At 64.8% G+C, this 24,184-nt stretch carries 19 protein-coding genes; 10 read left to right on the forward strand and 9 right to left on the reverse strand.

Annotated elements, in window-relative coordinates:
* The 3 genes from C811_RS13800 to C811_RS13810 form a co-directional block, all read right to left on the reverse strand.
* A partial coding sequence (locus tag C811_RS13800; RefSeq protein WP_016310294.1) for a BspA family leucine-rich repeat surface protein occupies positions 1–495 on the reverse strand: 495 nt, incomplete at its 3' end.
* 11 nt (positions 496–506) lie between these two features.
* Positions 507–2,159, reverse strand: coding sequence for a DUF262 domain-containing protein (locus tag C811_RS13805; RefSeq protein ID WP_016310295.1), 1,653 nt, complete (start codon positions 2,157–2,159; stop codon positions 507–509).
* 723 nt (positions 2,160–2,882) lie between these two features.
* Positions 2,883–4,082 (reverse strand): Fic family protein, encoded by a 1,200-nt coding sequence (locus C811_RS13810; protein ID WP_016310296.1) that lies wholly within the window; start codon positions 4,080–4,082, stop codon positions 2,883–2,885.
* 372 nt (positions 4,083–4,454) lie between these two features.
* Between C811_RS13810 and rlmB the strand changes: the two genes are divergently transcribed.
* From rlmB to C811_RS13835, 5 genes are all read left to right on the forward strand, one after another.
* The gene (gene rlmB / locus C811_RS13815; RefSeq protein ID WP_016310297.1) at positions 4,455–5,207 is read left to right on the forward strand and encodes a 23S rRNA (guanosine(2251)-2'-O)-methyltransferase RlmB; all 753 of its coding nucleotides are present in this window, start codon (positions 4,455–4,457) and stop codon (positions 5,205–5,207) included.
* Positions 5,208–5,222: 15 nt separating this feature from the next.
* On the forward strand, positions 5,223–5,765 hold the full coding sequence (locus C811_RS13820) for an NYN domain-containing protein (protein ID WP_016310298.1): 543 nt from the start codon (positions 5,223–5,225) through the stop codon (positions 5,763–5,765).
* Between the two features lie 204 nt (positions 5,766–5,969).
* On the forward strand, positions 5,970–6,941 hold the full coding sequence (locus C811_RS16030; protein WP_016310299.1) for a helix-turn-helix domain-containing protein: 972 nt from the start codon (positions 5,970–5,972) through the stop codon (positions 6,939–6,941).
* A 378-nt stretch (positions 6,942–7,319) separates the two neighbouring features.
* Positions 7,320–8,243, forward strand: coding sequence for a helix-turn-helix domain-containing protein (locus C811_RS16350; RefSeq protein ID WP_016310300.1), 924 nt, complete (start codon positions 7,320–7,322; stop codon positions 8,241–8,243).
* Positions 8,240–9,172 carry a DUF4097 family beta strand repeat-containing protein gene (locus tag C811_RS13835; protein ID WP_016310301.1) on the forward strand — a complete coding sequence of 311 codons (933 nt, stop codon included), beginning with the start codon at positions 8,240–8,242 and terminating at the stop codon, positions 9,170–9,172. Before C811_RS16350 ends, C811_RS13835 begins: the two co-directional genes overlap by 4 nt.
* A gap of 255 nt (positions 9,173–9,427) precedes the next feature.
* On the opposite strand, the gene C811_RS13840 is transcribed toward C811_RS13835, so the two are convergent.
* From C811_RS13840 to C811_RS13845, 3 genes are all read right to left on the reverse strand, one after another.
* Positions 9,428–10,837: a S1C family serine protease gene (locus tag C811_RS13840; protein WP_016310302.1), complete on the reverse strand. Its 1,410-nt coding sequence runs from the start codon at positions 10,835–10,837 to the stop codon at positions 9,428–9,430.
* Positions 10,838–11,155: 318 nt separating this feature from the next.
* Positions 11,156–11,434: a helix-turn-helix domain-containing protein gene (locus tag C811_RS16755; RefSeq protein WP_156997109.1), complete on the reverse strand. Its 279-nt coding sequence runs from the start codon at positions 11,432–11,434 to the stop codon at positions 11,156–11,158.
* A gap of 95 nt (positions 11,435–11,529) precedes the next feature.
* Positions 11,530–12,801: an MFS transporter gene (locus C811_RS13845; RefSeq protein WP_016310304.1), complete on the reverse strand. Its 1,272-nt coding sequence runs from the start codon at positions 12,799–12,801 to the stop codon at positions 11,530–11,532.
* Positions 12,802–12,956: 155 nt separating this feature from the next.
* Between C811_RS13845 and C811_RS0104085 the strand changes: the two genes are divergently transcribed.
* From C811_RS0104085 to nrfD, 4 genes are read left to right on the forward strand one after another with little or no spacing between them, the layout of a single operon-like run.
* The gene (locus C811_RS0104085; RefSeq protein WP_016310305.1) at positions 12,957–13,586 is read left to right on the forward strand and encodes a molecular chaperone TorD family protein; all 630 of its coding nucleotides are present in this window, start codon (positions 12,957–12,959) and stop codon (positions 13,584–13,586) included.
* A 58-nt stretch (positions 13,587–13,644) separates the two neighbouring features.
* A complete protein-coding gene (locus C811_RS13850) occupies positions 13,645–15,828 on the forward strand; it encodes a molybdopterin-containing oxidoreductase family protein (RefSeq protein WP_022926656.1) in 2,184 nt (727 codons plus the stop codon).
* Complete coding sequence (locus C811_RS13855) at positions 15,828–16,364, forward strand: 4Fe-4S dicluster domain-containing protein (protein WP_016310307.1); 537 nt, start codon at positions 15,828–15,830, stop codon at positions 16,362–16,364. The genes C811_RS13850 and C811_RS13855 overlap by 1 nt, the downstream gene beginning before the upstream one ends.
* A 6-nt stretch (positions 16,365–16,370) precedes the next feature.
* Positions 16,371–17,237, forward strand: a complete 867-nt coding sequence (gene nrfD / locus C811_RS13860) for an NrfD/PsrC family molybdoenzyme membrane anchor subunit (RefSeq protein ID WP_016310308.1) — start codon at positions 16,371–16,373, stop codon at positions 17,235–17,237.
* 124 nt (positions 17,238–17,361) lie between these two features.
* Here the strand turns inward: nrfD and C811_RS13865 are convergent, their stop codons facing one another.
* Together C811_RS13865 and C811_RS13870 are read right to left on the reverse strand one after the other, a co-directional pair.
* Entirely contained in the window at positions 17,362–18,885 is a 1,524-nt protein-coding gene (locus C811_RS13865; RefSeq protein WP_016310309.1) for an ATP-binding protein, read from the reverse strand.
* A 56-nt stretch (positions 18,886–18,941) separates the two neighbouring features.
* A complete protein-coding gene (locus tag C811_RS13870; protein WP_016310310.1) occupies positions 18,942–20,486 on the reverse strand; it encodes a vWA domain-containing protein in 1,545 nt (514 codons plus the stop codon).
* Positions 20,487–20,669: 183 nt separating this feature from the next.
* Here C811_RS13870 and C811_RS0104090 point away from each other — a divergent pair, with 183 nt between their 5' ends.
* The gene (locus tag C811_RS0104090) at positions 20,670–23,015 is read left to right on the forward strand and encodes a leucine-rich repeat domain-containing protein (RefSeq protein WP_016310311.1); all 2,346 of its coding nucleotides are present in this window, start codon (positions 20,670–20,672) and stop codon (positions 23,013–23,015) included.
* Between the two features lie 42 nt (positions 23,016–23,057).
* Here C811_RS0104090 and C811_RS13875 read toward each other — a convergent pair whose 3' ends face one another.
* Complete coding sequence (locus C811_RS13875) at positions 23,058–24,029, reverse strand: IS481 family transposase (protein ID WP_016308429.1); 972 nt, start codon at positions 24,027–24,029, stop codon at positions 23,058–23,060.
* Positions 24,030–24,184: the final 155 nt, after the last annotated feature.

Here is a 24,184-nt window from a genome sequence, read left to right on the forward strand (position 1 = left end):
CCCCATATCCGTGACGGACGAGGTGTCGAACGAGCCGAGGTCGAGGGATGTGAGCGATGAGCACCTCTCGAACATATTACTCATATCCGTGACGGACGAAGTGTCTAATTTTGATAAATCCATCGAAGTGCATTGGTCCAGGTAGGCGAAGGCATGAGGTAGACCAGAGGGGCGTAGTGTGTCCCGTACTATAACTTCCGTGATGGCATGCTGCATTTCTATGTCGCCGACTAAGAGGCCAGAATCCGTAGCCGGCTCGCACTGAACTAGCCGACCATAGGAGGTATCAGCTGAGGGTGAGGATTGCAGGACGAGGGCGTAGCCGTCGTCTCCGACTTTTTGGTATATAGCTGCATACCCCCATGTCGATCCCCATGCTTGACTGCCAGATGCGATGGCCTCTGCCGGTACGCAGGCTATGGCCAGCAGAAGGGCTAGAGCCCCTCTTAAGAAAACATTTTTGAATTTCAGGGGCTGTTTAACTCTCGTCCTCATGATCCTTCTCCTTACTCTCCCAGGTCCCATTTGTCTTTTAAGATTGCGAGCAGCTTTTTCTGCCGTCGCTCTGCCACCGCGGGCGTCCATTCCGGTTCGTTGAGTACTTGCGTGGTCAGGGCGAAGGAACAGGTGCCGTGCTTACCGGCGAAGTACTCGCGCTTCTTGCGATCGAACTCGTAGTTTCGAGCGGCAGAGTTGGTGCGTCTGGTTAAGAGCGCCAAGTTCGCCAGCTTATGGAGCCATCGTTCGTGCTCCTCGGATGTCCACTGCTGCGCCCATTCGGAATCAGGCTTCACGGTTTGCGGCAAAACGTGTTCGATGGTGATGGTGCCTTGCTGGGCGGAGTAGTCCGCAGCGCCGTCGGAGACCATCTCGCTCAAGCGTACAAGAAGGTATTTGCGGCGATAGCTGGGGAGCAGGTAGATGTCTGAATTGAGCACCTCAAGAAACCGGGCTTTCTCTTCGGGAGTTAGTTCCAAAGAGACCGGAACGATGCTCGCCCCATCCGCCGCACGCAGTTCGTTCACGATTTTGCCGTAGCGCTCGATACGGGCGTTGACGTTGGCTCCCGTCGCCTGCAGGCAAGCGGCTAAGCGCTCCATCTTCGTGAAGAACTCCAGGGCATGCTGCTCGCTGCGCTCCTTCATGAGGAACAGCATTGCCGGGGGCATCCAGTCGGAATTCTCGATCTTGTTCAGCCACTTCAGAGAATTGTTGATGGGCTCCGGGTTGACAGCGGCGAGGTAGCGGTTGCTTTTCACAGTGCCATAGGCATCGGTGGCGGGCACGAGCCAGTCATCGATGAATTCCTGAGAGCTCACCTTGGAACCGATAAGCCCGGATACTTCCTCGTAGATGGCGCGACGCCCTTTCGTGGGAATGAGCATGAAGCGCACGTGGGTGAGCACGCTGTTCATGCCGTCGGGGCCGACGGCTGCCTCGGCATCATCCCATTTTCCGTTGTAGACAACGCGCTCCTTTTCGGTAAAGTCTTTGAATAGCCGGGGCTTTACCAGGTCGATGGGCGACAGGTCGAGGCCGCGGCTGTTCAGCACCGAAAACATGCGGAAGGCGCTCTCGAGGTTGTCGGATATGACCTCGACTACGTAACACTGCTCAAGGACGAAATCAATGAAGTCAAGCGTTTCGCTGCTGCTGTCTCCGATCCGCTCCTTGGCGAGAGTTCGGAGAAGGCTAACGTTCTTTGCGACCCGGCCAGGCTTGGCTGTGCTCGACGCAGACAGTTTGTCGAGCATGAAGGTTTGAACGAGCTCGAGGGATTTTCGGTCGTTGTCGCGCGCTGTGATGCGCGGAACGCGTTTGGCATCAGCGCGTCGGCTCATCTTGTCGTTGAGGAGAGCCTCGTAGTTGCCCTTTTTATCGGACGGCAGCGAATCTATGAGAACTGCGAGAAGAATGGCCAGCGTGCATAAGCGCTGCTGCCCGTCGACTACTTCGAAGTCGGTTTCCGACACCTTCACGAGCACAAGGCTGCCGAGGAAGTAGTCCGTCTCGCTTTCGGCGAATGCCTCGTAGAGGTCTTCGAACAGCTTTCCCGCCTGTTCTTCCTCCCACGCGTAGGGGCGCTGGTAGTCGGGAATGCGGTAGCGGCGTTTCGTGTCGAAGACGCCCTCGATCGTGCGCTCCTTCCCCTCGATCATGCGGCGGCCCTCCCTAGTCGGCCGCCGGTTTCGCCCCGGAGCGCGGGGGCGGGGCGTGGATCGGTTACGACATCACCTGGGGGGGGGTGTCCTTCTCTGTTCCATTGAGTCACCTTTCGACTTGCCTTGCGATATGTTCCATTATAGGTATTGCCCCGCAGAGAAACAATGACTGACCAGCGCAGGAATCGGACGAGAGGAGAGAAGATGGGCGACTATGAACCTGGATTTGCCCATCTACGATTCCAACGTGTTGTACGTTCTGCGCGCGGTCTTCCTCCCGGGCGCGGGGGTCCTAGGGGCGGTAATGGCGAAAGCTGCCATCGATCATCTCGTCGAACGTGACGATGTGCACGTTGGCGGACGTGCAAAACTCAAATTCATTTTAGTAAAGTGCACTTTAGCTTTTGAGAGGCGGCCTTAGCCAGGGTAGTCCGTGGAGATAAAACCGAGGAGATAGAAAGTGCCGAGGTCTCGTTTGTGGTGCGCTTGCTGCAGGCGAGATATCTCGTGAATTACGGAGGCCGGAGGCAGCTGCGGCTTTGCTGCGAGGTGAGCGGGCCCCGGCTGGCTTGCTGCCGGGAGTGCCCTCCTCGCGGTCGGAAACGCCTCTTCGGCATTCGCGGCCCTTCTCGTGCCGCTTTGGCGCGGTCGGCGGGGTGAGGACGGGCGTTCCGCGCGAATGAGACGAAGGCCGCTGCTTTCAGCTGAGAGGGTCCCGGTCTACCCTTGCGCCATCAGCCTGCGTATGCCGGCGATACTCGAAACGCTGTCGAGCATGTCCAGCATGGCCGGAGCCTGGTAGAAATCGCCGCGGCGGGCGTTGCCCAAGGGCCGCAAAATGCCGTATTCGCAGGCGCGGTTTATGAGAGTGGTGGCCGCACGCTGGGTGATGCCCAGGTGTGAGGCCACGTAGGCGGAATCTACCACGGGCTGCTCCACAAGCAGCGTCGGAAGCTCGTGGATTTTCGCTCCGGAGCGCTCCGTGATGCGGCCGTGCCAGTCGTTGATAATGCCCTGGGCAAGAGCAGAGGTTTTCTGCGCGATGGCCATGGCCAGATTGAGGGCGTCGGTCAGCTGCTCGATGATGGGAAGTGGGTTGCCTTGCTGGTATTGGGCGAGCGAGTCCATGTAATTGTCGATGTCATGCAGAAGGCCAGCGGAAACGGGCACCGTGCTTTGGACCAGTACGCCGTCATTGCGAAGCATGCGGTGCAGCAGCGTTCGCCCCGTTCGTCCGTTGCCGTCGATGAAAGGGTGTATGGTTTCGAATTGCGCATGGGCAATGGCGGCTTTTGCCAGGGGGTCTATGGCACCCTGCTGAGAAAAGCGGCAGAGATCTGCCAGGCAATCGGGCACTCGCTCGGCTATGGGCGGCACGAAGAGCGCCCCATGGGGGCTATAGGCAGTACCACCCACCCACACTTGCTCCTGGCGAAGCTGCCCTGCGAAGTTGGCGCCGCTTTGCCCGAGAAGGGCGCGATGGATGTCACGCACGCTTTCGGGTGTGAGGGGGCCGCTCAGGCTGAGGGCGCAGCGCATAGCCGCGATGTTGCCAGCGATGATCTGGGCGTTTTTCGGCGCTGAGGGGGAAAGCTCGGCCAAGGCAATGTTGCGTGCGCTTGAGGTGAGGTTTTCTATCTGCGAACTGGCTGCCGACTCGCTTCGCAGAAGGAGGCTGGGCATGTTGAAGGGGAGTGCCGCCTGCCGCTCGTCGAAGCGAGTGAGAAGGCTGCGGGTTTCGCTGAGCTGCTCGATAAGCTCACTCGGAAGGGTGAACGTTCGCTCGCTAAGGAGGGCGGGGATAGCCGCCCGATAGGTTGCAGTGATCTTGCGGCGCTTTGCCTTGGGAATGAAAACGGCGTCATCGTCGCTGAGGTGCCAAGGAGTCTCTTCGCTTGATACAGCGGGCCAGCCGTTCATAGATTCCCCTTCCGTTCTTCCGCAGTTTCACTTCCTCAAATTAGCATTATCGGAAGTGAAACTGCATTCACTTCCGCTAATTTTCCATAACGGAAGTGAGTTGCGAAGAGCGGGGATGCTGCGGTTTTGCTGTGAGGTGAGCGGGCCCCGGCTGGCTTGCTGCCGGGAGTGCCCTCCTCGCAGTCGGGAGCGCCTCTTCGGCATTCGCAGCCCGTCTCGTGACGCTTTGGCGCGGTCGGCGGGGCGGGGGCGGGTGCGGGGCCGGGTGCGTGGTACACTGCTGCGAACGAACAAAAGGCCCCCGAGCGGCCGTCCGGGTGCCGGCGCGTGGCGCGGCGGAGGGCGGCGGCCCCAACCAACGAAAGCGAATCCATGGCTGATTTCATTGAAGGCAAGCGCCCGGTTATCGAGGCACTGCGCACCCACGTGCCCCTGAAGTACATCCTCATGGCCGACAACCTGAGTCAGGGCGACAGCATCGTGCGCGATATCCAGCGCAAGGCGAAGAATCGCAACGTGCCCATTAAGAAGGTGTCGAAGAAGAAGCTCGACGAGATTTCCGAGCGCGGCAGCCACCAGGGTGTCATGGCCGAGGCCGAGCCCTTCGGCTACGTGAACGTGACCACCATTCTGGAGGCGGCGGCGAAGTCGGCCGAGGAGCACGACGGGCGCGCGCTCATCGTGGTACTCGACCACATCACCGACGCCGGCAACCTGGGCGCCATCGCGCGCTCGGCTGAGTCGGTGGGTGCGGCGGGCCTCATCATTCCGAACAAGCGGGCGGCCCGGGTGACGGCGGCTACCTACAAGAGCTCGGCCGGGGCCATCTCGCACATTCCCGTGAGCCAGGTGGCGAACATCACGAGCACCCTGGACCGCCTGAAGGAAGAGGGCTTCTGGGTGGCCGCTGCCACCGAGCACGCGAGCGACTACATTTGGAATACGAACCTGAAGGGCAAGATCGTGCTCGTGATGGGCAACGAGGGCGAGGGCGTGTCGCGCCTGGTGCTGGAGAGCTGCGACTTCGGCGTGAAGCTGCCCCAGGTGGGCGAGATCTCCAGCCTGAACGTGGCCCAAGCCTCCACCGCCTGCATGTACGAGTGGCTCCGCCAGAACTGGAAATAACTCGCAGGTCGCAGTATGGCCAAGCAACGGAAAAGGCTCCTTATCGTCGATGGGTACAACGTGCTGCGGTCGGGCAGCCGGTACCGGTGGCAGCCGCGGGCCGATGAGGACTACACCGACGACTTCTTCAACACGGCGCGCGAGCGGCTCATCAACGACGTGGTGAACTTCGCCGGGCGCGACATGGGCGCCGTCATCGTGTTCGACGCGGGCGACAACGAGCTTTCCCAGGGAAGCCGCACCAAGGTGGGCGGTGTGGACGTGGTCTTCTCGCCGGCGGGGCAGTCGGCCGACAAGGTGATCGAGAAGCTGGCCTACGACGCCGGCAAGCGCGGTGTGGAGACCATGGTGGTCACGAGCGATGCCGCCATCCAGGACACGGTGTTCGGTGGCGGCGTGGATCGCATGAGCGCCGAGGGGTTCTCCCATGAGATGGGCGAGTATTACGAGGACGCGCGGCTCGACGACACCCCGAAGGTGGCCCCCAAGCGCACGGTGGCCGACCGCATTCCCGCCGACACCTTGGCGAAGCTGAAGGCGCTGCGCGACAAGAAGTAGATGGCGGCCGGCCAGCATCGTGGTGTTTGGCGGTGGGCCCTGTCGGCAGTATTCGCACAAGAGAGGGCGGTGTTTTCCCAGATCAGACATTCCGCAACCAATAATTGCGGGAAATGACAACGGGAATTGGTCGCGCGGGCGGCGGCGTTTCGGTAGGCTCGAAGGCAGTCGAGGAAGGCAAACGCAGAAGAAAGGGACCACATCATGAACGTTGAGATTGCCGAGCGCCTGGCCGCGCGCCGTAAGCAGGCGGGGCTGTCCCAGGAGGCCCTGGCGGAGAAGCTGGGCGTGTCGCGCCAGGCCGTCTCCAAGTGGGAGCGGTCGGAGTCGTCGCCCGACACCGACAACCTCATTGCCCTGGCGAAGCTGTACGGGGTATCGCTGGACGAGCTGCTGTACGTGGACGACGCCATTGCCGACGATGTGGCCTTCGAGGCGGCCGACCGGTCCGCGGGCCGCCAGGGCGCGGCGGGCATGGCGGCTGGCGGGAGCGCGGCGGGCGCGGTGCTGACGACCGCCGATGCCGCTGGCGGCGCAGGCGAATCTGCGGCCGACGTCCGCGATAATACGTTGTTCGGCCCCGACGGAATCAACTTCGAGAAGGAAGGTCGAGGGCATGTGCACGTGGGACCCGACGGCATCCGCGTGAACGACGGCAAAGATCACGTGCTGGTGAGCTGGGCCGACGGCGTGCACGTGCGCGACCGCTACGGCCAGGAAGTGCACGTGGGCTGGGACGGCGTGCGCGTGAACACCACCGAGCCTGGGGCCGCCGACCACATCTTCGAGCGCGCCTCCTTCGACGACATCGATTCCGACTTTGCCAAGCGGTGGATGAAGTTTCCCTTCTGGGGCATCGTGCTGGCAGCCTACCTGCTGCTCGGCCTCGTGAGCGGCGCGTGGTGGCAGGGGCTGTTCCTGCTGTTCCTCATTCCCGTGTACTACATCGTGGGCGCGGCCATCGTGTCGCGCCGCGTGGCGCCCATGCTCTGCGGCCTGTATCCCGTCGGAGCTACGGCATGGTTCTTCTGGATGGCCTTCGTGGTGGGCCAGTGGCATCCGGCATGGGTCATCTTCTTCACCATCCCGCTCGTGGAGATGATCATCGTGAAAACCTCCGAGCGCTGGCACCGCCGGCATGATGCGGGCGAGGTTGTCGTCGAGGAGCTGTCTTAGACGCGTGCCGTGCCGACGGCTCGAAGAGACGACGTTGCGCCGAAGCCGACCGTCGCCTTTCCCGAACGGCCCGCTGTTGCTCCGAGCGAGTCTCCGCTGCCTCGAACGGGCCGCTATCTCGCAGTCGGGCGACACCGCCTTCCCTCAGCGCTTGGGCACCCCCGGTTCCTCGGAACGCAGGGGGCTTTTCTTTGGTATGCTGGTATCGTTGAGAAAGTGACTGGCATTTTCCCAGGTGGCATATGGGGCAACCGCTGGTTGTCGCGGCAATGTTCCGCAGGATTTTGAAATTGACCACAAAGGGTGCTGGTGCAACTTCCAGGGAAACCATAGGGTGAAAGGCGAGCAGTGACCACACGCAGGACACGAAAGGGAACCATGATGAACGTGGAGATCGCCCAACGCCTTGCCGAGCTGCGCCGCGAGCGTGGTTTCTCCCAAGAAGGCTTGGCCGAGCAGTTGGGGCTGTCGCGCCAGGCCGTTTCCAAATGGGAACGCGCCGAGTCGGCGCCCGATATGGGGAACCTCATTGCCTTGGCCGACTTGTATGGCGTGACGCTCGACGAGCTGTTGCGCGTGAGCCCCGAAGTTGAGGAAGACGTGCGCTACGAGTCGCAGGAGCGCGCCGAATCGGCCGAGAGCCAGGCGGCGGAAGCGGCCGAAGCGGCTCGCGCGGCGGCCGAGCGCGCCGAGACGGCAGCCGTGGCGGCCTCGGCGGCTGCCGAGAGCGATGGCGCCCAGAAGGTGGTCGTGGAGGTGAGCGCCCCGGCGCCGGGGGTCGGAGCGAGCGCGGGCGCCCGCGGAGTCGGTGCAGCCATGGGCGCTGGCTCGATGGCCGGCGGTGTGCCCGGGGTTGCCGGTGCGCCTGCTGCGCCGCCTTATCCGCAGGCCGCTTCCCCCGGCGGACCGTCGGTGCCGGGCGGCATGCCGGGCGGGGCGATGCCCGGCTACGGCGCTCCGCAGGCTCCCGTGCCGCCAGTGGGGGCAGCACCCTTCGGGGGCTCAGCCCCAATTCCCCCGGCGGCTGCGGTACCCATTGCGCCGCCCGCGCCGCCCCAACCGAAAGACCCGCTGCGCAGCTTCCCCTACCCGCTGCTGTGCGCTGTGCTCTTCTTGCTGGCCGGTTTCTGCTTCGGATGGTGGCATCCGGGCTGGATTATCTTCCTTACCATTCCGTTCTACTACTGGATTGTGGGCACGCTGGAATCCGACCCCGCCTATCGCGAATGGGTCGTCGAGCGTGGGCGCGCGGCGCAGGATGCGGCCCGTGAAGACGCTTCGTCTGAGGGAGGTGCCCGATGAAGCTGGCAACGAGCACCTGGGTGAAGATCGCGCTCATCGGGCTTCTGTGCCTGGGCGTGTGCGGATGGCTCGGCGGCTGCGGACGGGGTGTGTGGTTCGCGAGCTCGCCGCTGTGGCCCGGCGGCGTGCTGGGTTGTGCTGGTATCAACGCCGTAGATGGCGCGCTGTCCGGCCTGGCCCAGCCTGGCAACTACGAAACCACCACCGAGGGAACCCGCTTCGAGGCGGATGCCTCCGAGGTGAGCGCCATCGAGGTGAATTGGCTGGCCGGCTCGGGACAGGTGCGGGTGGCGCCCGATAGCGAGACGGGCGGCAAGGTGATCGTGGAGGAGACGGTGCGCGGTGGCTCGTGCCCCGTGATGGTGTGCGAGGTTGAAGACGGTACCCTGTCCGTTTCCTACATGGAGGGCCATGGCGGCCTGTCCGGGTGCTCGCAGAGCTGGTTCGGCCAGAAGGACCTGACGGTCACGGTGCCCGCGTCCCTTGGCGAGAAGCTGGAGCTGTTCGGCTTGGAGGCGGCTTCGGGCCGCTATACCGTGGAGAATCTCAACTGTGGTGAGCTGGAGCTGGGCGTGGCCTCGGGCGAGGTGGATATGACGGGGCTTGCGGCCAAGCGCGCGGAGCTCAGCGTGGCGAGCGGTCGGGTGCACGTCCAGGGTGCCATCACCGAGAACATCGGCCTCGACCAGGCATCGGGCGACGTGAGCCTCTCGCTGCCCGACGCAGCGCCTGCGGAGGTGACGGGCAGCATGGCTTCGGGCTCGTTGACGTTGGAGCTGCCCGCCGACACGCAGCTGGCGGCCGAGGTCGACAAGACGAGCGGCAACTTCAACAACGAGTTTGCGAACCAGGGAAATGGCAACGGAAAGCCGTGCAGCCTCTCTTTCGCCATGATCAGCGGTGCCTTCACGGTGCGTCCCGCAGCTTAGGGGCGATGGGAGCGGCAATTCGCCTCGGCGCCAGGACGTACGGGCCCAGATTGCGAGGAAAATGACGGTTCTCGTAGTTTCGGCGAGAGAGGTACGGGCGTTTTCCCAGGTCGCTTCTTCGACTCGCGGCGCTTTCGGCGAAAAAGCTACGAGAAACGGCATTTTCGTCGCATTTCAGCAAGCGCAAAAGGAAGCGCCCTCCGCGGAGGGCACTTCTGCGTTTCGGGCTTGGTTGGTGCGCGTTGGCTGTGCGGCTTAGCGCTGGCCGAAGAGGTCGTCCAGGTTCAGGCCGCGGCCGTCCTGGCCGTAGGGGTCGCCGTAACCGTAGCCGTTGCCGCCGTCCTGGCCGTAGCCGTAGCCGTCGCCCTGCTCGGGCATCGACTGCTCCAGCTGCTTCTTGGCCTCGGCCGCGGCCTTCTGGCTGGCGGCGTCATCGCCGAGGGTCACCTGGATCTCCTGCTCCTGGCCGTTGCGGTTCACGGTCAGCGTCACGGTGTCGCCCGGCTTCTCGCCGCGCACGGCCAGCATAAGGTCGCTCGCGCCTTCCACCTTCTCGCCGTTGAGGGCCGTGATGATGTCGCCCTCGGCCAGGCCCGCGGCCTCGGCACCGGAGCCCTGGGCCACGCTGGCCACGTAGGCGCCGCTCTCGGCGGGCAGGTTGTAGCTGCCGGCCATCTGGTCGTTCACCGTGGACAGGCTCACGCCGAGCTGGGCGTGGGTCGGGGTCTCGCCGGCGATGATCTGGTTCGCGAGATTCACCGCATAATTTGCGGGAATGGCGAAGCCCACGCCGGAGTAGTTGCCGGAATAGGAGGTGATCAGCGTGTTGATGCCGATGAGCTTGCCGTCGGCGTCCACCATGGCGCCGCCGGAGTTGCCCGGGTTGATGGCCGCATCGGTTTGGATCATGTTCGGGTAGATGGTAGCCTCGCCCGATCCGCCGGCCTGGGCTGACTCGCTTGCGTCCATGATCTGGGAACGGCTCGTGGCCGACACGATGCCCGTGGCCACGGACTGCTCCAGGCCGAAGGGAGCGCCCAGGGTCATAACCCACTGGCCCACGGTAAGGTCGTCGGAATTGCCGATCTCCATGGGGGTGAGGCCCTTGGCGTCCTTGGCCTTCAGCACGGCCACGTCGGAGGACGGGTCGGCGCCCACCAGCTCGGCGTCGTAGGTGTTGCCCTCGATGGTCACCTTGAAGGCCTGGCCGCCGTCTACCACGTGGTTGTTGGTGATGAGGTAGCCGTCCTGGGTCATGACGACGCCGGAACCGGTGCCCATGGCCTGGAGCTGGCCGCCCGCATCGGCGTAGGTTTCCACGAACACCACCGACGGCAGGCACTTGGCCGCCACGGCCTCGGCGAGGGTCTCGCCATTCTGGGGCGTGAGGGCCGCCTGGCTCATGGGGGCGGGCTCGTTTGCGGCCTCGGCGGTGGCGGGGTTGATGACGGCGCCGTTGATGCCGAGGGCCAGCATGCAGGCCATGGCCGCACCGGCGAAGCCCGTGAGGAAGGTGCGGCTGCGCTTCGACTGGGCGCCGGGCACGGTCTCGGCCACCGACGCGGCCACCGAGCGGTCGATGTCGAAGGCGGCGCTGTCCGCGATGAGCTCGGCGGGGCGAGCGTGGTTGCCGCGAGGAGAGGGATTCGTGTTGAAGTTCGTCATGATGGCTCCTTTTGGAAGGGGTCTGTCTTTTGCTGGAGCGCAGACTATCACGGCGAAACACGGACGATCGGCTGCGGCAACCCCTCGTCATGCTCCCGACACGCAGATACACCAGCGGGAGTAGTCCGCACGGATGAGGGGGCTGCCCTTCCCCGGTGAGCATGGATCACTGTTCCGAAAGAGGGACACCTGATAGAGCAAGGAGCCGGGACGCTCTTACCGGGTAAGAGCGTCCCGGTGCGCCCGATGGCGGTCGAGTGTGATGTGGCCGCCACTTTTGCGTCGCTACCATCCTGGGGCGGCGGTGACGTCGGCAGCTCAGTACTTGTCCACGAGGTCGATGAGCTCCTGCTTGGAATGGATGCAGGTTTTCTCGAAGATGCGGCGGGTGTGGGTGCGGATGGTGGATTCCGATACGAACAGCGCCTCGGCGATAACCTTGGCGGAGCGGCCGCGGGCCAGGTAGGGGAGCACTTCGGCTTCCCGGCGCGTCAGGCCGTAATCCTCGGCGATGAGGGCGAAGACGGCCTCATCGGGGGTATCGTCGACCGGGGGCTCCTTTTCGGCGCCTGCAGCGTCGGCCGTGGCATTTGCCATGGCAGCTTCGGCATTTGCCGAGGCGATTTCGGCGCCTTCGGCTGAGAAAGTGCCATCGGTGCCGTTCTCGCTCGCAGTCGGTTTGCTGCCGAGGTTCACGCAACCGTAGACGATGGCGGGCCGGTCAAGGAGGGGGCAGGCTCTGCGTCGTCGTCATCCTCGGGAACCTCGAAGGACGGGTGCTTGGCGCTGTGCCAGAGGAACCACAAGAGCATGACCAGGAGATACACCGCCGCAATGCAGACGCCCACGATGGCGCCGCTGGCTACCTCGGGTACGAGCATGACCAAATAACCGATGCCAATGCCGATGAGCCGCGCCAGAATGGAGAGGGCGCGCACGAGGCCGCCCACCACGAAGCCAGATACAGCGAAGTCGTAGGCTGTAGTCGCCACCATGTACCAGATGATGACGTCAAAGACGCCGTAGATGGCGCTCATGATGGCGTTCAGGATCACCGGATGCACGGTCCAGAAGAAGGGAACGACGGCGAAGAGCACGATAGAGATGGGAATGAGCAGCTGGTAGGTCCAGGACAGGTTGATGTGACGTCGCGAGGCGATGACGAAGATGAACAGGCCGAGGGCCGCGACCAAGTTCAGCACCAGGGGAAAGCCGTGGGCGTCGGTGGCTGAATCCACGCTGAGCACGGCGGTTTCCCACATGAACCCGAACAGGCAGGAAAATACGAGGGTGGCGATGATGAGCGGCACCAGGGACGTGAGGGCGGTCAGGTAGCGTCTGCCTTCTGCCTGGGGCTCGGGCTCGCAGGCGCTATCGGTGCGACAGCGTATAAGGCAGAGCAGCGAGATGACGGGCAGAGGCGCCATGAGTAGCACCGGTGGTATGGCGGCCAGCGATACTGCCAGGCTGATGCCGAGGAAGAGAACGGTAGTGAGCAGGAGCGCTGCGGGCGCGTAGAGCACGGTGCGCGAAGGATGCATGCGCCCGAGCACGTCGGCCCAGCTTCCCCAGAAGTAGCCGTAGCCCACCCCGGCAAGGGCCGAGCCGGCCACGAGGGCGGCCACGAGACCGCTGCCTTCGAAACGGGCGCCTGCTAAATGGATGAGGGCGATACCGGCGATGATGGCGCCGCAGAATAGCCACGGGGAGAACTTCGCCAGGTTCTCCGGTGTGCGTTCCACGAGGGCCGAGATACTGAACAAAGTGGTCATGTTCGCGAGGAACGAGACAACTACCACCAAGGTGTTGAATTCCGGTGTGTCGGCGTTGCCGGTCAGCAAAATGGCGCTGCGGAAGGTGAGCATGCTGCACGCCCAGAAGAAGGCAAGGCCGAGATAGCGCAGCCGCAGAGAACGCGGGGATGACACATCGCCCGTGCGGGAGAACTCAATCATCGTTGCCATTGGCCCTCCCCCTCCTCATACCATGCTCTATCTGGGCATTTGCTGGCGTGTCATCTATTATGACCGACTTGCTTTCAGGTAAATCATCAGAAACTGATGATATAGAGCGAGGCCGACGATTCTAGCATGGGTCGCCATCGAGAGGAGGTGCGATCATGCAGAAGCGGGCAAATTACGTGAGGGCCTTAGGAGCGTTGTTCGCGCTCTGGGGTGCCGATTATCCCGCGGCCTATGAAGGAGCTCAAGCGGCGGCGGTCGATGGCCTTGCCGCTCCCGCACCCCCCTCGGCGGCAGTGCGTCGCCGTCTTGAGGACGAGGTGCTCACCTTGGGGGCCCTGGCCGCAACCCTTCCCGTGGAATCTCTCTATAAGCCGTGGGCCTCTATGTCGGGAGGTGACGGGGACGGCCCGGCGCAGTTCGGTGCCGCGCGGAATCTGCTGCTCGGAGATAGCGCCCAGCATATGCGCGCGCTCTACGATGGGCTGGAGTTGGAGGTTCCTCCCGCCTACGAGGCCATGCCCGACCATGTGGCCCTGCTGACCGAAGTAGCGTGCCTGTACGCAGAGGCGGGCAATGGCGAAGCGGTGCGCGCTCTGCTGGCCGACCACCTCGATTGGCTCGGCGCTTACGAGGACGCCCTGGCAACCCGACTTGCGACCCTCGGGGCGCGCCCGTTGCCCGTGGCACAGCACCACGATGAGCTGACGGCTGCCCTGGCCCACGGCCGCGAACTGACGGGGGCCCTGACCCGGGCGATTCACAATCTTTCCCAGAGCCTTCGGTAAAACGCCGAAGGGCTTCAGAGACAAGGAGAACGCAGACATGCAAGAGAAGGAGGCTTTAATGCGCTGCAATCCCACCAGGCGGACCTTTCTGAAGGGCACCGCCGCCACCGCCGCGCTGGCTGCCGTGGGCACCTGCTCGGTGGCCACGTGGCAGGCCGAGCGGGCCGAGGCTGCCGGGGCGAAGACCCAGGGGGCGTCGCTGTGCAACGGCTGCTCAAGCAAGTGCGGTCTGGTCGCCACTACCCTCGATGGGCGCCTGTGGACCGTGGAGGGCATGGAAGAGCATCCCTATTCCAAGGGAACGCTGTGCGGTCGCGGTCACGGTACGGCCCAGTGGGCCTATTCCGATGGTCGCCTGACCCAGCCCATGAAGCGGGCCGAAGACGGCAGCTTTGCCCCCATCAGCTGGGACGATGCCTTTGCCGAGATCGGGGCCAAGGTGCAGGAGATCCTGGCCGAGGCGGGACCTGAGGCCCTGGCCATCGTTCAGGATCCCCGTCCCTCGGGCAAGTACTACAGCAAGCGCTTCATGAATGCGCTCGGTTCGGCCAATGTGTACACCCACGCCGCTGCCTGCAACCTGTCTAAGGAAAGTGGCATCCAGGAGGCCACGGGCGCATCGAACTATTCCGTGGATTTCCCGAACACCAAGATGGTGGTCTTCATTGGTCGCAGCTACGGCGATGGTATCCGCCCCTCGTCGGTGAAGAGCCTGGCCGGGGCTGCCGACAAGGGCGCTCGCGTGGTCATCGTGGATCCGCGCCTGAACAACACCGGCATCTTCGCCACCGATTGGGTGCCCATCAAGCCTGGCACCGACATCGCCCTTCTGCTGGGCATTGCCAACGTGCTGGTGACGAACGATTTGTATGACCACGAGTTCATCGAGCAGTTCACTGTGGGCTTCCCGGAGTTCGCGGCCCAGGTGGCCGAGTACACGCCGGCATGGGCCGAGGGCATTTGCGACGTGCCGGCCGACACCATTGTGGAGCTGGCCGAGGCCCTGGCTGCCGCAGCGCCCGCCTGCGCCATCGAGCCCTCCTGGCGCGCGGCTTTCGGGTGCGCCTACCAGAACTCCTTCGAGACGGCCCGCGCGGTATGCGCCGTGAATGCGCTTCTGGGCTGCTGGGGCCAGAAGGGCGGTGCGCTTATCACCTCCTCGCCCAAGGCCGGCGACGTGGACCCGGTGAAGTTCCCCAAGGTACCCGAGCCTGCGGTCAAGCGCGTGGGCGACGCCGAGTTCCCCCTGGCGCTGTCCGGCACCGGCACCAACCTGGCCGTGCTGAACGGCTGCAACGACGGCACCGTGCAGGGCGTGTTCTTCTACAACTCCAATGCGGTACAGGGCTATGCCCAGCCGGCGAAGTGGCGCGAGGCTCTGGCCAAGGCCAAGCTGGTGGTGACTATCGACGTGCAGATGAGCGAGACGGCCCTCGTCTCCGATTACGTACTGCCCGAGTGCACCGTGCTCGAGCGTATGGAACTGCCCGAGTTCATCGGCGGCAAGAAGCACTATGTGGCGCTGCGCACGCCGGTGATCGATCGCGTGCACCCCGAGACCAAGCCCTGCGACGAGATCTTCGTCGGTCTGGCCGAGGCCTGCGGCGTGGGGCAGTACTTCCCCTTCACCATAGAGGAGCTGGCCGATGCTCAGTTGGCCACGGTGGGCACCTCCCTTGATGCGGTGCGCGAGGCCGGCATCGTGGAGTTGGCCGACCCGGGCTTCGAGTTCGGCACGCCCACGTTCAAAACTCCCACGGAGAAGTTCCAGTTCACCTCGGCGAAGGTGGCCGAAGCGGGCTTGAACCCGGTTATCGGCTATGTGCCGCGGCTGGTGGAGCCGGCGGCGGGGGAGTTCTCCCTTATCGGTGGCAAGCAGGGCATCCACTCCCACACCATGACGCTGAACCTGGAGGCCCTGAACGCCATTTCCCGCGAGTACCAGCTCGAGCGTTTGTGGATGGCCGCCTCCGATGCCGCTGAGCTGGGCATTGCCGATGGCGACACGGTGGAGCTGTCCTCGAGCGAGGCTTCGGGTCGTGTGGCCGTGAAAGTGACCGAGCGCTTGAAGCCCGGCGTGCTGTTCTTGCCCACGCACTACGGCAGCACGTCGCCCTATCTCACCCGCGCCCAGGGCTTCGGCCTGAACATGATGGACTTCATCCCGCTGCATCTCGAGCCCGCCGTGGGCTCCACCATGAGCCAGGAAGTGGCGGTTACGGTTAGGAAGGTGGAAGACTGATGACCCGCTATGGCATGCTCATCAATACGAAGAAGTGCGTCGGCTGCTATGCCTGCCGCATCGCCTGCCAGATGGTGAACGGCCTCGATCACGAGGAGGCGTTCATCAAGTTCGACGAGGTGGAGCAAGGCGCGTATCCCAATGTGTACGCGGAAGTGGTGCCGGTGCAGTGCATGCACTGTGAGGACGCCCCCTGCGAGGCCGTGTGCCCCACCCACGCTACCTACACCACCGATTCCGGCGTGGTGCTGGTGGACGAGGGCAAGTGCATCGGCTGCAAGTACTGCATGGCCGCCTGCCCCTACGGCGTGCGCGTGCAGATCGAAAAGACCGGCGTGATCGAGAAGTGCCGCTTCTGTTGGTACGAGGGCCAGCCGGGCAACCCGCCGCGCTGTGTGAACACCTGCGTCTCCGGTGCCCGCATCTTCGGTGACCTGGACGATCCCGAAAGCGAGATCTGCCAGGAGATCGCCCGCACGAACGCTCAGCCTCTGGCGAGCGACTTGACCGCCGCGAAAATCTACTACGTGAGGTGATGACCAATGGTTTGGGGATCTATGATCGCATGGTACCTGTTCTTGGCGGGCGCGTCCGCCGGGGCCTTCCTCACTTCGGCCTTTGTGGAGGCGAAGTACCCCGATAGCGTGAAGATGCGCGTCGCAGGCCGCATTATCGCGCCGATCTTCCTCGGCATCGGGCTGCTCATGCTCATGCTGGATGCGGAGGCGGGGCTGCATAACCCGCTGCGCTTCTTCTACCTGGTGATGAACCCGGGTTCCGTAATGACCCTCGGCGTGTATTTCATCTGCGTGTTCATGCCGGTATCGGTGGTTGCCGCTCTGCTTGAGGTGCTGCGCCGTCCCGTGCCCAAGGGGCTGACCTGGGTGGGCATCGTGTCCGCCTTCTGCGTGGCCGCCTACACCGGTTTCCTGCTGGGCGTCGTGAAGGCCTATCCGCTGTGGAACAACGCCATTCTGCCGGTGCTGTTCGTGGTGTCGGCTCTCTCGGCCGGTCTTGCCGCCACGAGCTTGGTGGGCCTGGTGACCGACCGGGAGCGCTTCGAGCGCATGTGGCTCATCAAGAAGAGCCATGTGATCCTGTCGGCCATCGAGATGGTGGTGCTCGTGACCATGCTCATCATCGTGAGCTCGGGCAGCGCCGAGGGCGCCGCATCGGTGGCCTCGCTGGTGTCGGGCCAGTACGCGCCCATGTTCTGGGGCGGCCTGGTGCTGCTCGGCCTGGTGGCGCCCTTCGCCATCGAGGGATACCCCGTGTTCATCACGCGGAAGGTGGAGACGTCCACCACGTCTATGGTGGTGAGCGTCATTGGCGAGGGCGGCGTGCTCGTGGGCGGCTTCATGCTGCGCCTGCTGGTTATTTTGGCGGCCCTGCCGGTGGTGTACCTGTAGACCCTTCAATGATGGGGCCGGGACACCTTGCCGGGTAAAGTGCCCCAAAGTGTTCCAGCCCTCGAATCCTGCACAGTGGGACACCTTACCCGGTAAGGTGTCCCACTTCTATCGGGGTGCGCCCCTACTCCTCTTCCAGGGTGATGCGGTCGATGCGGGCGGCCAGGTCGCTGCCGCGCTCGTAGAACTGGAGGTTCTGGTTGTGGGCGAAGTAGCGCTCGCAGCCGTGGTCGTTAATGAAGGCCATGCCGGCGCGGTTGACCGATAGGTCGGTTACCAGCATGAGCATCTCCTGGCCCTCGCCGAAGGCCTCTTCCACGAACCTGAATACGTTGTCCAGGGCGGCTGCGGCACCGTCGATGCTGCCGTCCAGCGCGTCCAGCCGCGCATTGAAGCGCTCCCGCAGCAGGTTGAACGTGGGCCCCTCCGGTCGTTCGGCCCCGGTGCGCAGCACCTCGTCCAGCAGGCCGATGGCCCGCTCGAAGGAGCGGTAGCGCTCCTCGGTAAGCAGGCTCGCGGCCCGCTCCGTATCGCGGTCGTGGGCGAGGGCCGTGGCGGTGGCGCGCATGAGATCGGCCCCGTTGTCGTTCTCGGCCACGCCTGCGGCAGCCAGGCGCGCCTTCAGATCGGCCAGCACGCCGTGGGTGAACGCCGCGGCCTTCTCCTCCATAACGGCTTGGCGCAAACGGCCCACCGTGGCATCCACGATGAGCCCCATGACGGCCACGCGCTCGTCGAAGGGCGCCCGCCGTGCCCGCTCGGCCAGGCCCGTATCGGCCGTGCCCTCGAGAATGCGGTCGATCTGGTAATCGCTGCGATACTTCGTGAACAGGTCGTAGTACATCGCGAACCGCTTCGCGATGTCGCCGTTCTGCACGTACTGCTCCACGAGCAGCTCGTCGACGGCCAAGCCCTGGGCCTCGTAGAGCTTGATCATGGCCGACAGGTCGTCCCAGCCGCGGGCCGTGACGAAGGATGCGCCGTCGGGCGTGGCCTCCACGGCGTAGAAGTGGTTGCGCTCGATATCGAGATAGGTGATGACGGCCGGGTGCACTTCCGCTGACACGGCGAATTCGCGCCACACGTCGTAGTCGGGCTCCACCTCGATGCGCTTCAGGCGGTCCCAGGTGGCGATGTCGAAATCGTGAGCCGTGCGGTTGTACTCGGGCGGGTTGCCCGCGGTCACCACGATCCATCCATCGGGCACGGCGTGGCGGCCGAACACCTTGTACTGCAAGAATTGCAGCATGGCCGGGGTAAGGGTCTCCGACACGCAGTTGATCTCGTCCAGAAACAGGATGCCCTCGGGACGGCCCGTGGATTCCATGGCCTCGTAGACCGAGGCGATGATCTCGCTCATGGTGTACTCGGACACCTGGTATTCCACGCCGCCATAGATCTTCGTGGCGATAAAGGGCAGGCCTAAGGCGCTTTGGCGCGTGTGGTGGGTCATGGAATAGGACACGAAGCCCACTTCCAGCTCCTGGGCGATCTGCTCCATAATGGCCGTTTTGCCGATGCCTGGGGCGCCGAGCAGAAACACCGGGCGCTGCCGGGCGGCCGGCAGCCGGTAGTTGCCGAACTCGTCCTTGGTGAAATAGGCTACCATGGCGTTTTTGATCTGCTGTTTCGCTTCGCGGATGTTCATAGGGGGCTCCTTTACGGACGGCGGTTCGTGAAATGGCGGCGAGGGAAGAGCTATGGTCAGAGGGGCTCCTCTTCTAATACGAAGGTCTCGTCCAAAACGACTTTCATGGCCCACGGAGGTACCGGGGCGCTGGCGGCGGCATCGTCGGAATCGAGGAAAACGAAGGCGGTCTCAAAGGCGGGGCGCCGGGTGGGATAGGTGCCCTGGCCGTCGGTGAAGTAGATGAGGCCGCCGAGGTCGTTCAGCTCGCCAGCAGCGAGCGCTTCGTCCACGTAGGCGAACACGGGACGGAAATCGGTGCCCCCCAGACCCTTGATGACGGGATTTTCCAGGTAGTCTTCCAAATCGCGCAGGCAGGTGATGCGGGCCACGTCGGTCACGGCGGCATCGCACTGGATGATGAGCACGTTCATCTTCGAGAAGAAACTCGTCTCGTCGGCGAGGATGGAATAGGTGCGCTCGATGAAGCGCCGCACGAGGCCGTCTTTGGTGGAGGCCGAGGTGTCGATGGCGATGACGAAGTCGCGGATGCGCTTCTCCTCGGCGAATTCCACCGGCTCCACGAGGGGCAGGTTGCCGTACAGCTGAAGGCCGTAGGTGTAGAAGACGTAGTCGAACTCGTCGTCGTTCACGCGAATCTGCTCGCCCATGCGGGAGAACTTGCGCAGGAAGGCGCGGTAGTCGTGCTTCTCGCGGGTGACCTTGCGCAGGTTCATGGCCAAGTTCGAGCCCTCGATGCCCCACAGCTTCGCGTAGGCGTCCAGCTGAATGCCCATTTCCAGGGCGGCGTTCTCCCACTGCTCGCGGGAGCGGTCCAGCTGCACCGTATCGGCGAAGCGCTCGCCGATGGCCCGGGCGGCGTGCTCGGGGGCCTCCTTTTGGGTGATGTCGGCGGCATCCATGGCCCGGTGGGCCTTGTGGCTGTAGGGAACATCGGCGGCCTCGTCGGGGATATCCATATCGGTGCCGGGGGTGTCGGCCGCACCGGCGGCGGCTCCGCGTTGGCCCTCGCCCTCGGCGGCCTCGCCCTCGGCCAGGTTGCCGTCGTCTCCCTCGGCCACGGTGGCGGCGTGCCAGGGGCGATGGTCGTCCACGGAGAAGCGGGCTGCGAGGCGAGCAAGTTCCTCGGCGCTTGCGCCCGCAGCGCGGCGCTCGCGCAGGGCCGCGTAGACGCGCTCGGCGGTCATAAGGCCGGCTTCTTCGGCCATGCGCTCTAGCTCGGGGCGCGAGGCGGCGGCCGTTGCCGTGCGCGTAGCGGGAAGATCCAACTGGTCGATGACTGATTCCACCACCATATCGCAGGCAATGTCCCACAGATCGGGCTCCACATTCGCGCCAGGATACAGGTGCAGGAACACGTTGTGCAGCACCACGTGCAGGTAGGAACGGGTGGCCTCGGCGCTGTCGCGGGCATAGGTGCGGGCCCAGGTGGCCGGGTCGAAGCGCAGGTGGGCGCCATCGGTGGCGAAGGTGGCGCCGGGAGTGGGCAGGGGGGCCAGCCGCGCGAAGGCGGCGCTCATGAAGCGCAGGTTCACCAGAAGGCCGTTGCGCACCAGGTCGAGCGCATCGAGGGCGAGGGCTTCCATGTCGTTGCTGCGCACCGTGGCCTCCTTTCGCTGCGCGATTCCCGCGAAGCCGGGGTTTCTGCTCTGCGCACTGCGCGGGTTTCCGGCCAAAAATTCTCTCGGTTTTGAAAGTTGTTCCCGCTTGCGGGGTAGTGTAGCATGGGGCACACGCGGGGTAAACATCCCTGCAGCCTCCAAATTGGGAAGGTGCACAAAACTATGAACGCTGGAACGCTGGTATTTCGTGATGAGGTCACTCCGATAAGAGATCTTGTTGCGCAGGCGCAAGAAAATCCGCTTCGACTTTCCCTCGATGAGGTGACCGTCGAGGAGCCGGGGCATCCCATTGAGGGTGAGAACTGGCGCCCGCAGCTGGCTCCCTACAAGCCGTGGGTGCACGATGCGGCGCTCGATGAGACCGACGAGCTAGAGGGCACTGACGGCGACTTGCTCATTGTGGGGGCCCTTGGCATGGGCATAACCGACGAGGAGCGCATGGCCCTTATCGGAGATGCCGTGCACGGAGAAGGGGCGGCAGGCACGGAGGAGGATGCGGCGGACGTCTCTGCCCGCGCGCTGACGCCCCATGAGCTGTGGACGTTGGGGCAAACCCCGCGTTGGAATCCCGGCCAGTCGCAGGATGAGGCGTCATCAATTACGGATAGCGCAGCCTTATGTGAAACATTAGAATGCCGTGAAACATCCAATACCATCCGCTCGCAGACGAATAGATACCGTGAAACATCAGAAAGTTTTTGTGAAACAACGGAAGAGCTGTCGGCGAGCCTAGCGGGTGAGCTGGCGGGTGGCTCGACAGGCGGCCTGGGGCATGGCGACGTGGACGGCCTGAGGGGCGGTGCTGCAGGTGAGTCGGAGGACGGTCAGGCAGGTGAGCCGGGGGAAGACGCGCTGAGGCACTTCGCCCTCAACGTACCGCTGACGGTGCGACGCGACGGCGAGGGGTTCGCGGTGTCGGCAGTGCATCTGGCGGCTTTGGCCGAGAACGGGCTTCCTGCCGACAACTTAATCGTGGTGGTGCCGTCGTATATCGATGATGCGCCGGTGAAGCGCATCGCCTCCGAGGCGTTCGCGCGGCGTTACACGAGCGGTGTGCAAGTGCGTCTGCTGGTGGTGCCCGATACCGTGGAAGTGGTGGGTGCCCAGGCGTTCGGCTCGGTATGCGCCGAGACGATCTCTCTCGGGGCGAGAGTGCGCACCTACGATCCCGCCCCGTTGGACATGGCGCTTCCCAATCCGCGTTTGGAACGTCGCCGCTATCTGGTGAGCGCGGCCAACGAGCGGCTCGCAGTGCGAGGCGGCTGTCTGCTGGAGCGCTTGGGCGAAGCGGCTGGTGCTGCCGGGCCCTCCGGCAAGAACCCCCAAGGCTCCTGGCGACTGCTGTTCGCAGAGGCTCCCGCGCCTGAGCGCCTTGCCATTTCCCAGGGCGTGCGCGTTGTGGGCTCGGCAGCCTTCGCCAAGGGTTGCCCGCCGCCTCGGGTGCTGGATACGCCCGGCACCCTGGAACGCGTGGACGGCACCGTGCACCCCGAGACGATTTGGCGCGGTGCCGACCTGGCTGCGCTTGCTCGCATTGTGCAGCGCTGCGGTGGCCGTGTAACCGATTTTGACGCCGTTGAGCAAGACGGCTGCTGGTACGACTTCGCCGACGGCGCGGCTCGGCTTGTCGCGGGGCCGCCGGCACCGGATTCGGTGTCGCGACAGTTCTCGTCAGCGGCCCATGCTCGGGTGCGCGGTGGCGCGGCCCTCTCGCCCCGCGAGATCGCTGCCGAGGCCGCTGTCACCATGGCAGCGCCGGCATCGGCGGCCGACCGTCTGGCATTGCCCCGGGCGGTAGAGGGCGCCCCGCTCACGGTCATCGCCGAGCGAGCGCTCATCACGGCTCCAGCCACCCTCGTCTTGCCCGACACGGTGCGCACGGTGCGCGACGGCAACGCCTGCAAGGGCACGCGCAAGCTCATGCTGCCCGAGGGCCTGCGTACCATTGGCGCCCACTGCTTCTGCTCGCGCACGCTAGTGGGGCCGGTGCTCATTCCGGCCAGCGTCACCAGCATCGGCGAGGGCAGCTTCGAGTACGCCGTAGTGCGTCTGGCCGCGGCCGATGCCGTGGTGCACATCACCTCCGACCAGCTTATGAGCTGCTTTTTGGAAGCGCCCGACGATGGCATTCCCTTCGATTTCACCCGCTACGACGATCAGCTGCTTGTGGGCCGCGGCCTACCCGACCACCTGGGCGCTCTGCTGCACCGCGTGGCCGCCCCCTTCCGCCTGGCGCCCGCGATGCGCGACCGCATCGTGGAAGCCCTGCGCGAGCGAGCGGCCGATGCAGTGGCCGCCGTGGCGCGCGAGGGCGATATTACCTGCGTGCGCGCCCTGGCCGAGGCCGGCTTCCTCGACGACGGCGAGCTGTTCGACCGTCAGATCGAGCGCCTCCGCGCCAGCAACCGCACCGACTGCGTCTTGTTCCTCATGAACTGGCAACATGACCGCGCCGAGGCCTCGCGCGCCACCATCCCGAAGCGCGCCCGCGACCGCTTCGCGCTGTAGGGAGGCCGGTGGGCGCATCTTTGGGCGCAAGGCGGTCGGTTGCTAGGTGTTGTGTGCCAATAGGTTGTTTACGCCGACGATGCGCGACATGGGCGGCAGGCCCCCGCAGGCGCTGTGCGGCCTGTCCCAATTATAATGCTCGATGAAGGCGGGGAGGGCGGCGGCCCTCCCCGCCTCGCTCTCCCACGCCCTGCCGTACTGCCACTCCTGGGCGAGCGTGCGGTTCATGCGCTCGACCTTGCCGTTCTGCCAGGGGCTGAAGGGCCTCGTGTAGACGTGGCGGACCCCGCGCCCCTCGAGCAGCGCGTTGAACTCGCCGCTGCGGTAGCCCGGCCCGTTGTCGGTCATCACGCGCTCGACCGAGACGCCCATCTCCCCGAAGAAGCCCAGGCAGCGGCCCATGAAGGCCGCGCAGGTGCCCTTGCGCTCGTCGGGCAGCAGCTCGGCGTAGGCCACGCGGCTGAAGTCGTCGACGGCGACGTGCAGGCACGCCGTGCCCGCCCCCGGCCTCGGCCGGCCGGCGCGGCCGCGCGCCCGCCAGCCCCCGCCGTCGGGGACGCGGGCCACCTTCTTGACGTCGACGTGCAGCAGCTCGCCGGGGGCCTCGCGCTCGTAGCGCACCGGCGTCGCGGGGCCGCGGCGCCGGACCTCGCCGGTCACACGGTCGACGTCGGCGAGGCGCGGCATCCCGCGGCGGGCCACTATCCTGGCGCAGGTGCGGGCGGGGACGCCGGTGGCCGCCGCCAGCGCGAGCGGCGCGAGCAGCATGGACGCGCGGGCCTCGGCGACGCGCTCCTCGGCGTCGGGCGGCGTGAGCCTGGCGAGCCTGCGCGGCCGGCTGCTGCGGTCCGCCAGCCCCTCGCCGCGCCGGCTGCGGCGCAGCCACTTGCACGCGGTCTGGCGGCTGACGCCCATCTGGCGGGCGGCGTCGGCCACGCCGACGCCGGATTCTATGCGGGAAACGAGGGTTTCCCGCCCCCTCGGGGTCAGCTTTGCGTTAGGATGCGATGGCATGGGAGGCCCCCTTCGCTGCGAATCTAGACAACTCACAGCTTGGCGGAGGCCTCCCTATTTGTCACCACCCGGATGTAAACAACGTCTTGGCACTAAACAGCTAGGCGACGAGCCGGTGGGCGCAGCTGACGACTCCTCTCGGTCTGCATTGCTTG

Origin of the sequence: Adlercreutzia caecimuris B7, from assembly GCF_000403355.2 — a bacterium.
Taxonomy (GTDB): domain Bacteria; phylum Actinomycetota; class Coriobacteriia; order Coriobacteriales; family Eggerthellaceae; genus Adlercreutzia; species Adlercreutzia caecimuris.

Excerpts from the sequence above, each read along its gene's own strand:
- C811_RS13865 (WP_016310309.1), bottom strand. The coding sequence starts at position 18,885 with ATGAACATCCGCGAAGCGAAACAGCAGATCAAAAACGCCATGGTAGCC.
- C811_RS0104090 (WP_016310311.1), top strand. The coding sequence starts at position 20,670 with ATGAACGCTGGAACGCTGGTATTTCGTGATGAGGTCACTCCGATAAGA.
- C811_RS13805 (WP_016310295.1), bottom strand. The coding sequence starts at position 2,159 with ATGATCGAGGGGAAGGAGCGCACGATCGAGGGCGTCTTCGACACGAAA.
- C811_RS13850 (WP_022926656.1), top strand. The coding sequence starts at position 13,645 with ATGCGCTGCAATCCCACCAGGCGGACCTTTCTGAAGGGCACCGCCGCC.
- rlmB (WP_016310297.1), top strand. The coding sequence starts at position 4,455 with ATGGCTGATTTCATTGAAGGCAAGCGCCCGGTTATCGAGGCACTGCGC.
- C811_RS16350 (WP_016310300.1), top strand. The coding sequence starts at position 7,320 with ATGATGAACGTGGAGATCGCCCAACGCCTTGCCGAGCTGCGCCGCGAG.
- C811_RS16755 (WP_156997109.1), bottom strand. The coding sequence starts at position 11,434 with ATGGCAAATGCCACGGCCGACGCTGCAGGCGCCGAAAAGGAGCCCCCG.
- C811_RS13810 (WP_016310296.1), bottom strand. The coding sequence starts at position 4,082 with ATGAACGGCTGGCCCGCTGTATCAAGCGAAGAGACTCCTTGGCACCTC.
- nrfD (WP_016310308.1), top strand. The coding sequence starts at position 16,371 with ATGGTTTGGGGATCTATGATCGCATGGTACCTGTTCTTGGCGGGCGCG.
- C811_RS13840 (WP_016310302.1), bottom strand. The coding sequence starts at position 10,837 with ATGACGAACTTCAACACGAATCCCTCTCCTCGCGGCAACCACGCTCGC.
- C811_RS0104085 (WP_016310305.1), top strand. The coding sequence starts at position 12,957 with ATGCAGAAGCGGGCAAATTACGTGAGGGCCTTAGGAGCGTTGTTCGCG.
- C811_RS13855 (WP_016310307.1), top strand. The coding sequence starts at position 15,828 with ATGACCCGCTATGGCATGCTCATCAATACGAAGAAGTGCGTCGGCTGC.
- C811_RS13820 (WP_016310298.1), top strand. The coding sequence starts at position 5,223 with ATGGCCAAGCAACGGAAAAGGCTCCTTATCGTCGATGGGTACAACGTG.
- C811_RS13845 (WP_016310304.1), bottom strand. The coding sequence starts at position 12,801 with ATGGCAACGATGATTGAGTTCTCCCGCACGGGCGATGTGTCATCCCCG.
- C811_RS16030 (WP_016310299.1), top strand. The coding sequence starts at position 5,970 with ATGAACGTTGAGATTGCCGAGCGCCTGGCCGCGCGCCGTAAGCAGGCG.
- C811_RS13835 (WP_016310301.1), top strand. The coding sequence starts at position 8,240 with ATGAAGCTGGCAACGAGCACCTGGGTGAAGATCGCGCTCATCGGGCTT.
- C811_RS13875 (WP_016308429.1), bottom strand. The coding sequence starts at position 24,029 with ATGCCATCGCATCCTAACGCAAAGCTGACCCCGAGGGGGCGGGAAACC.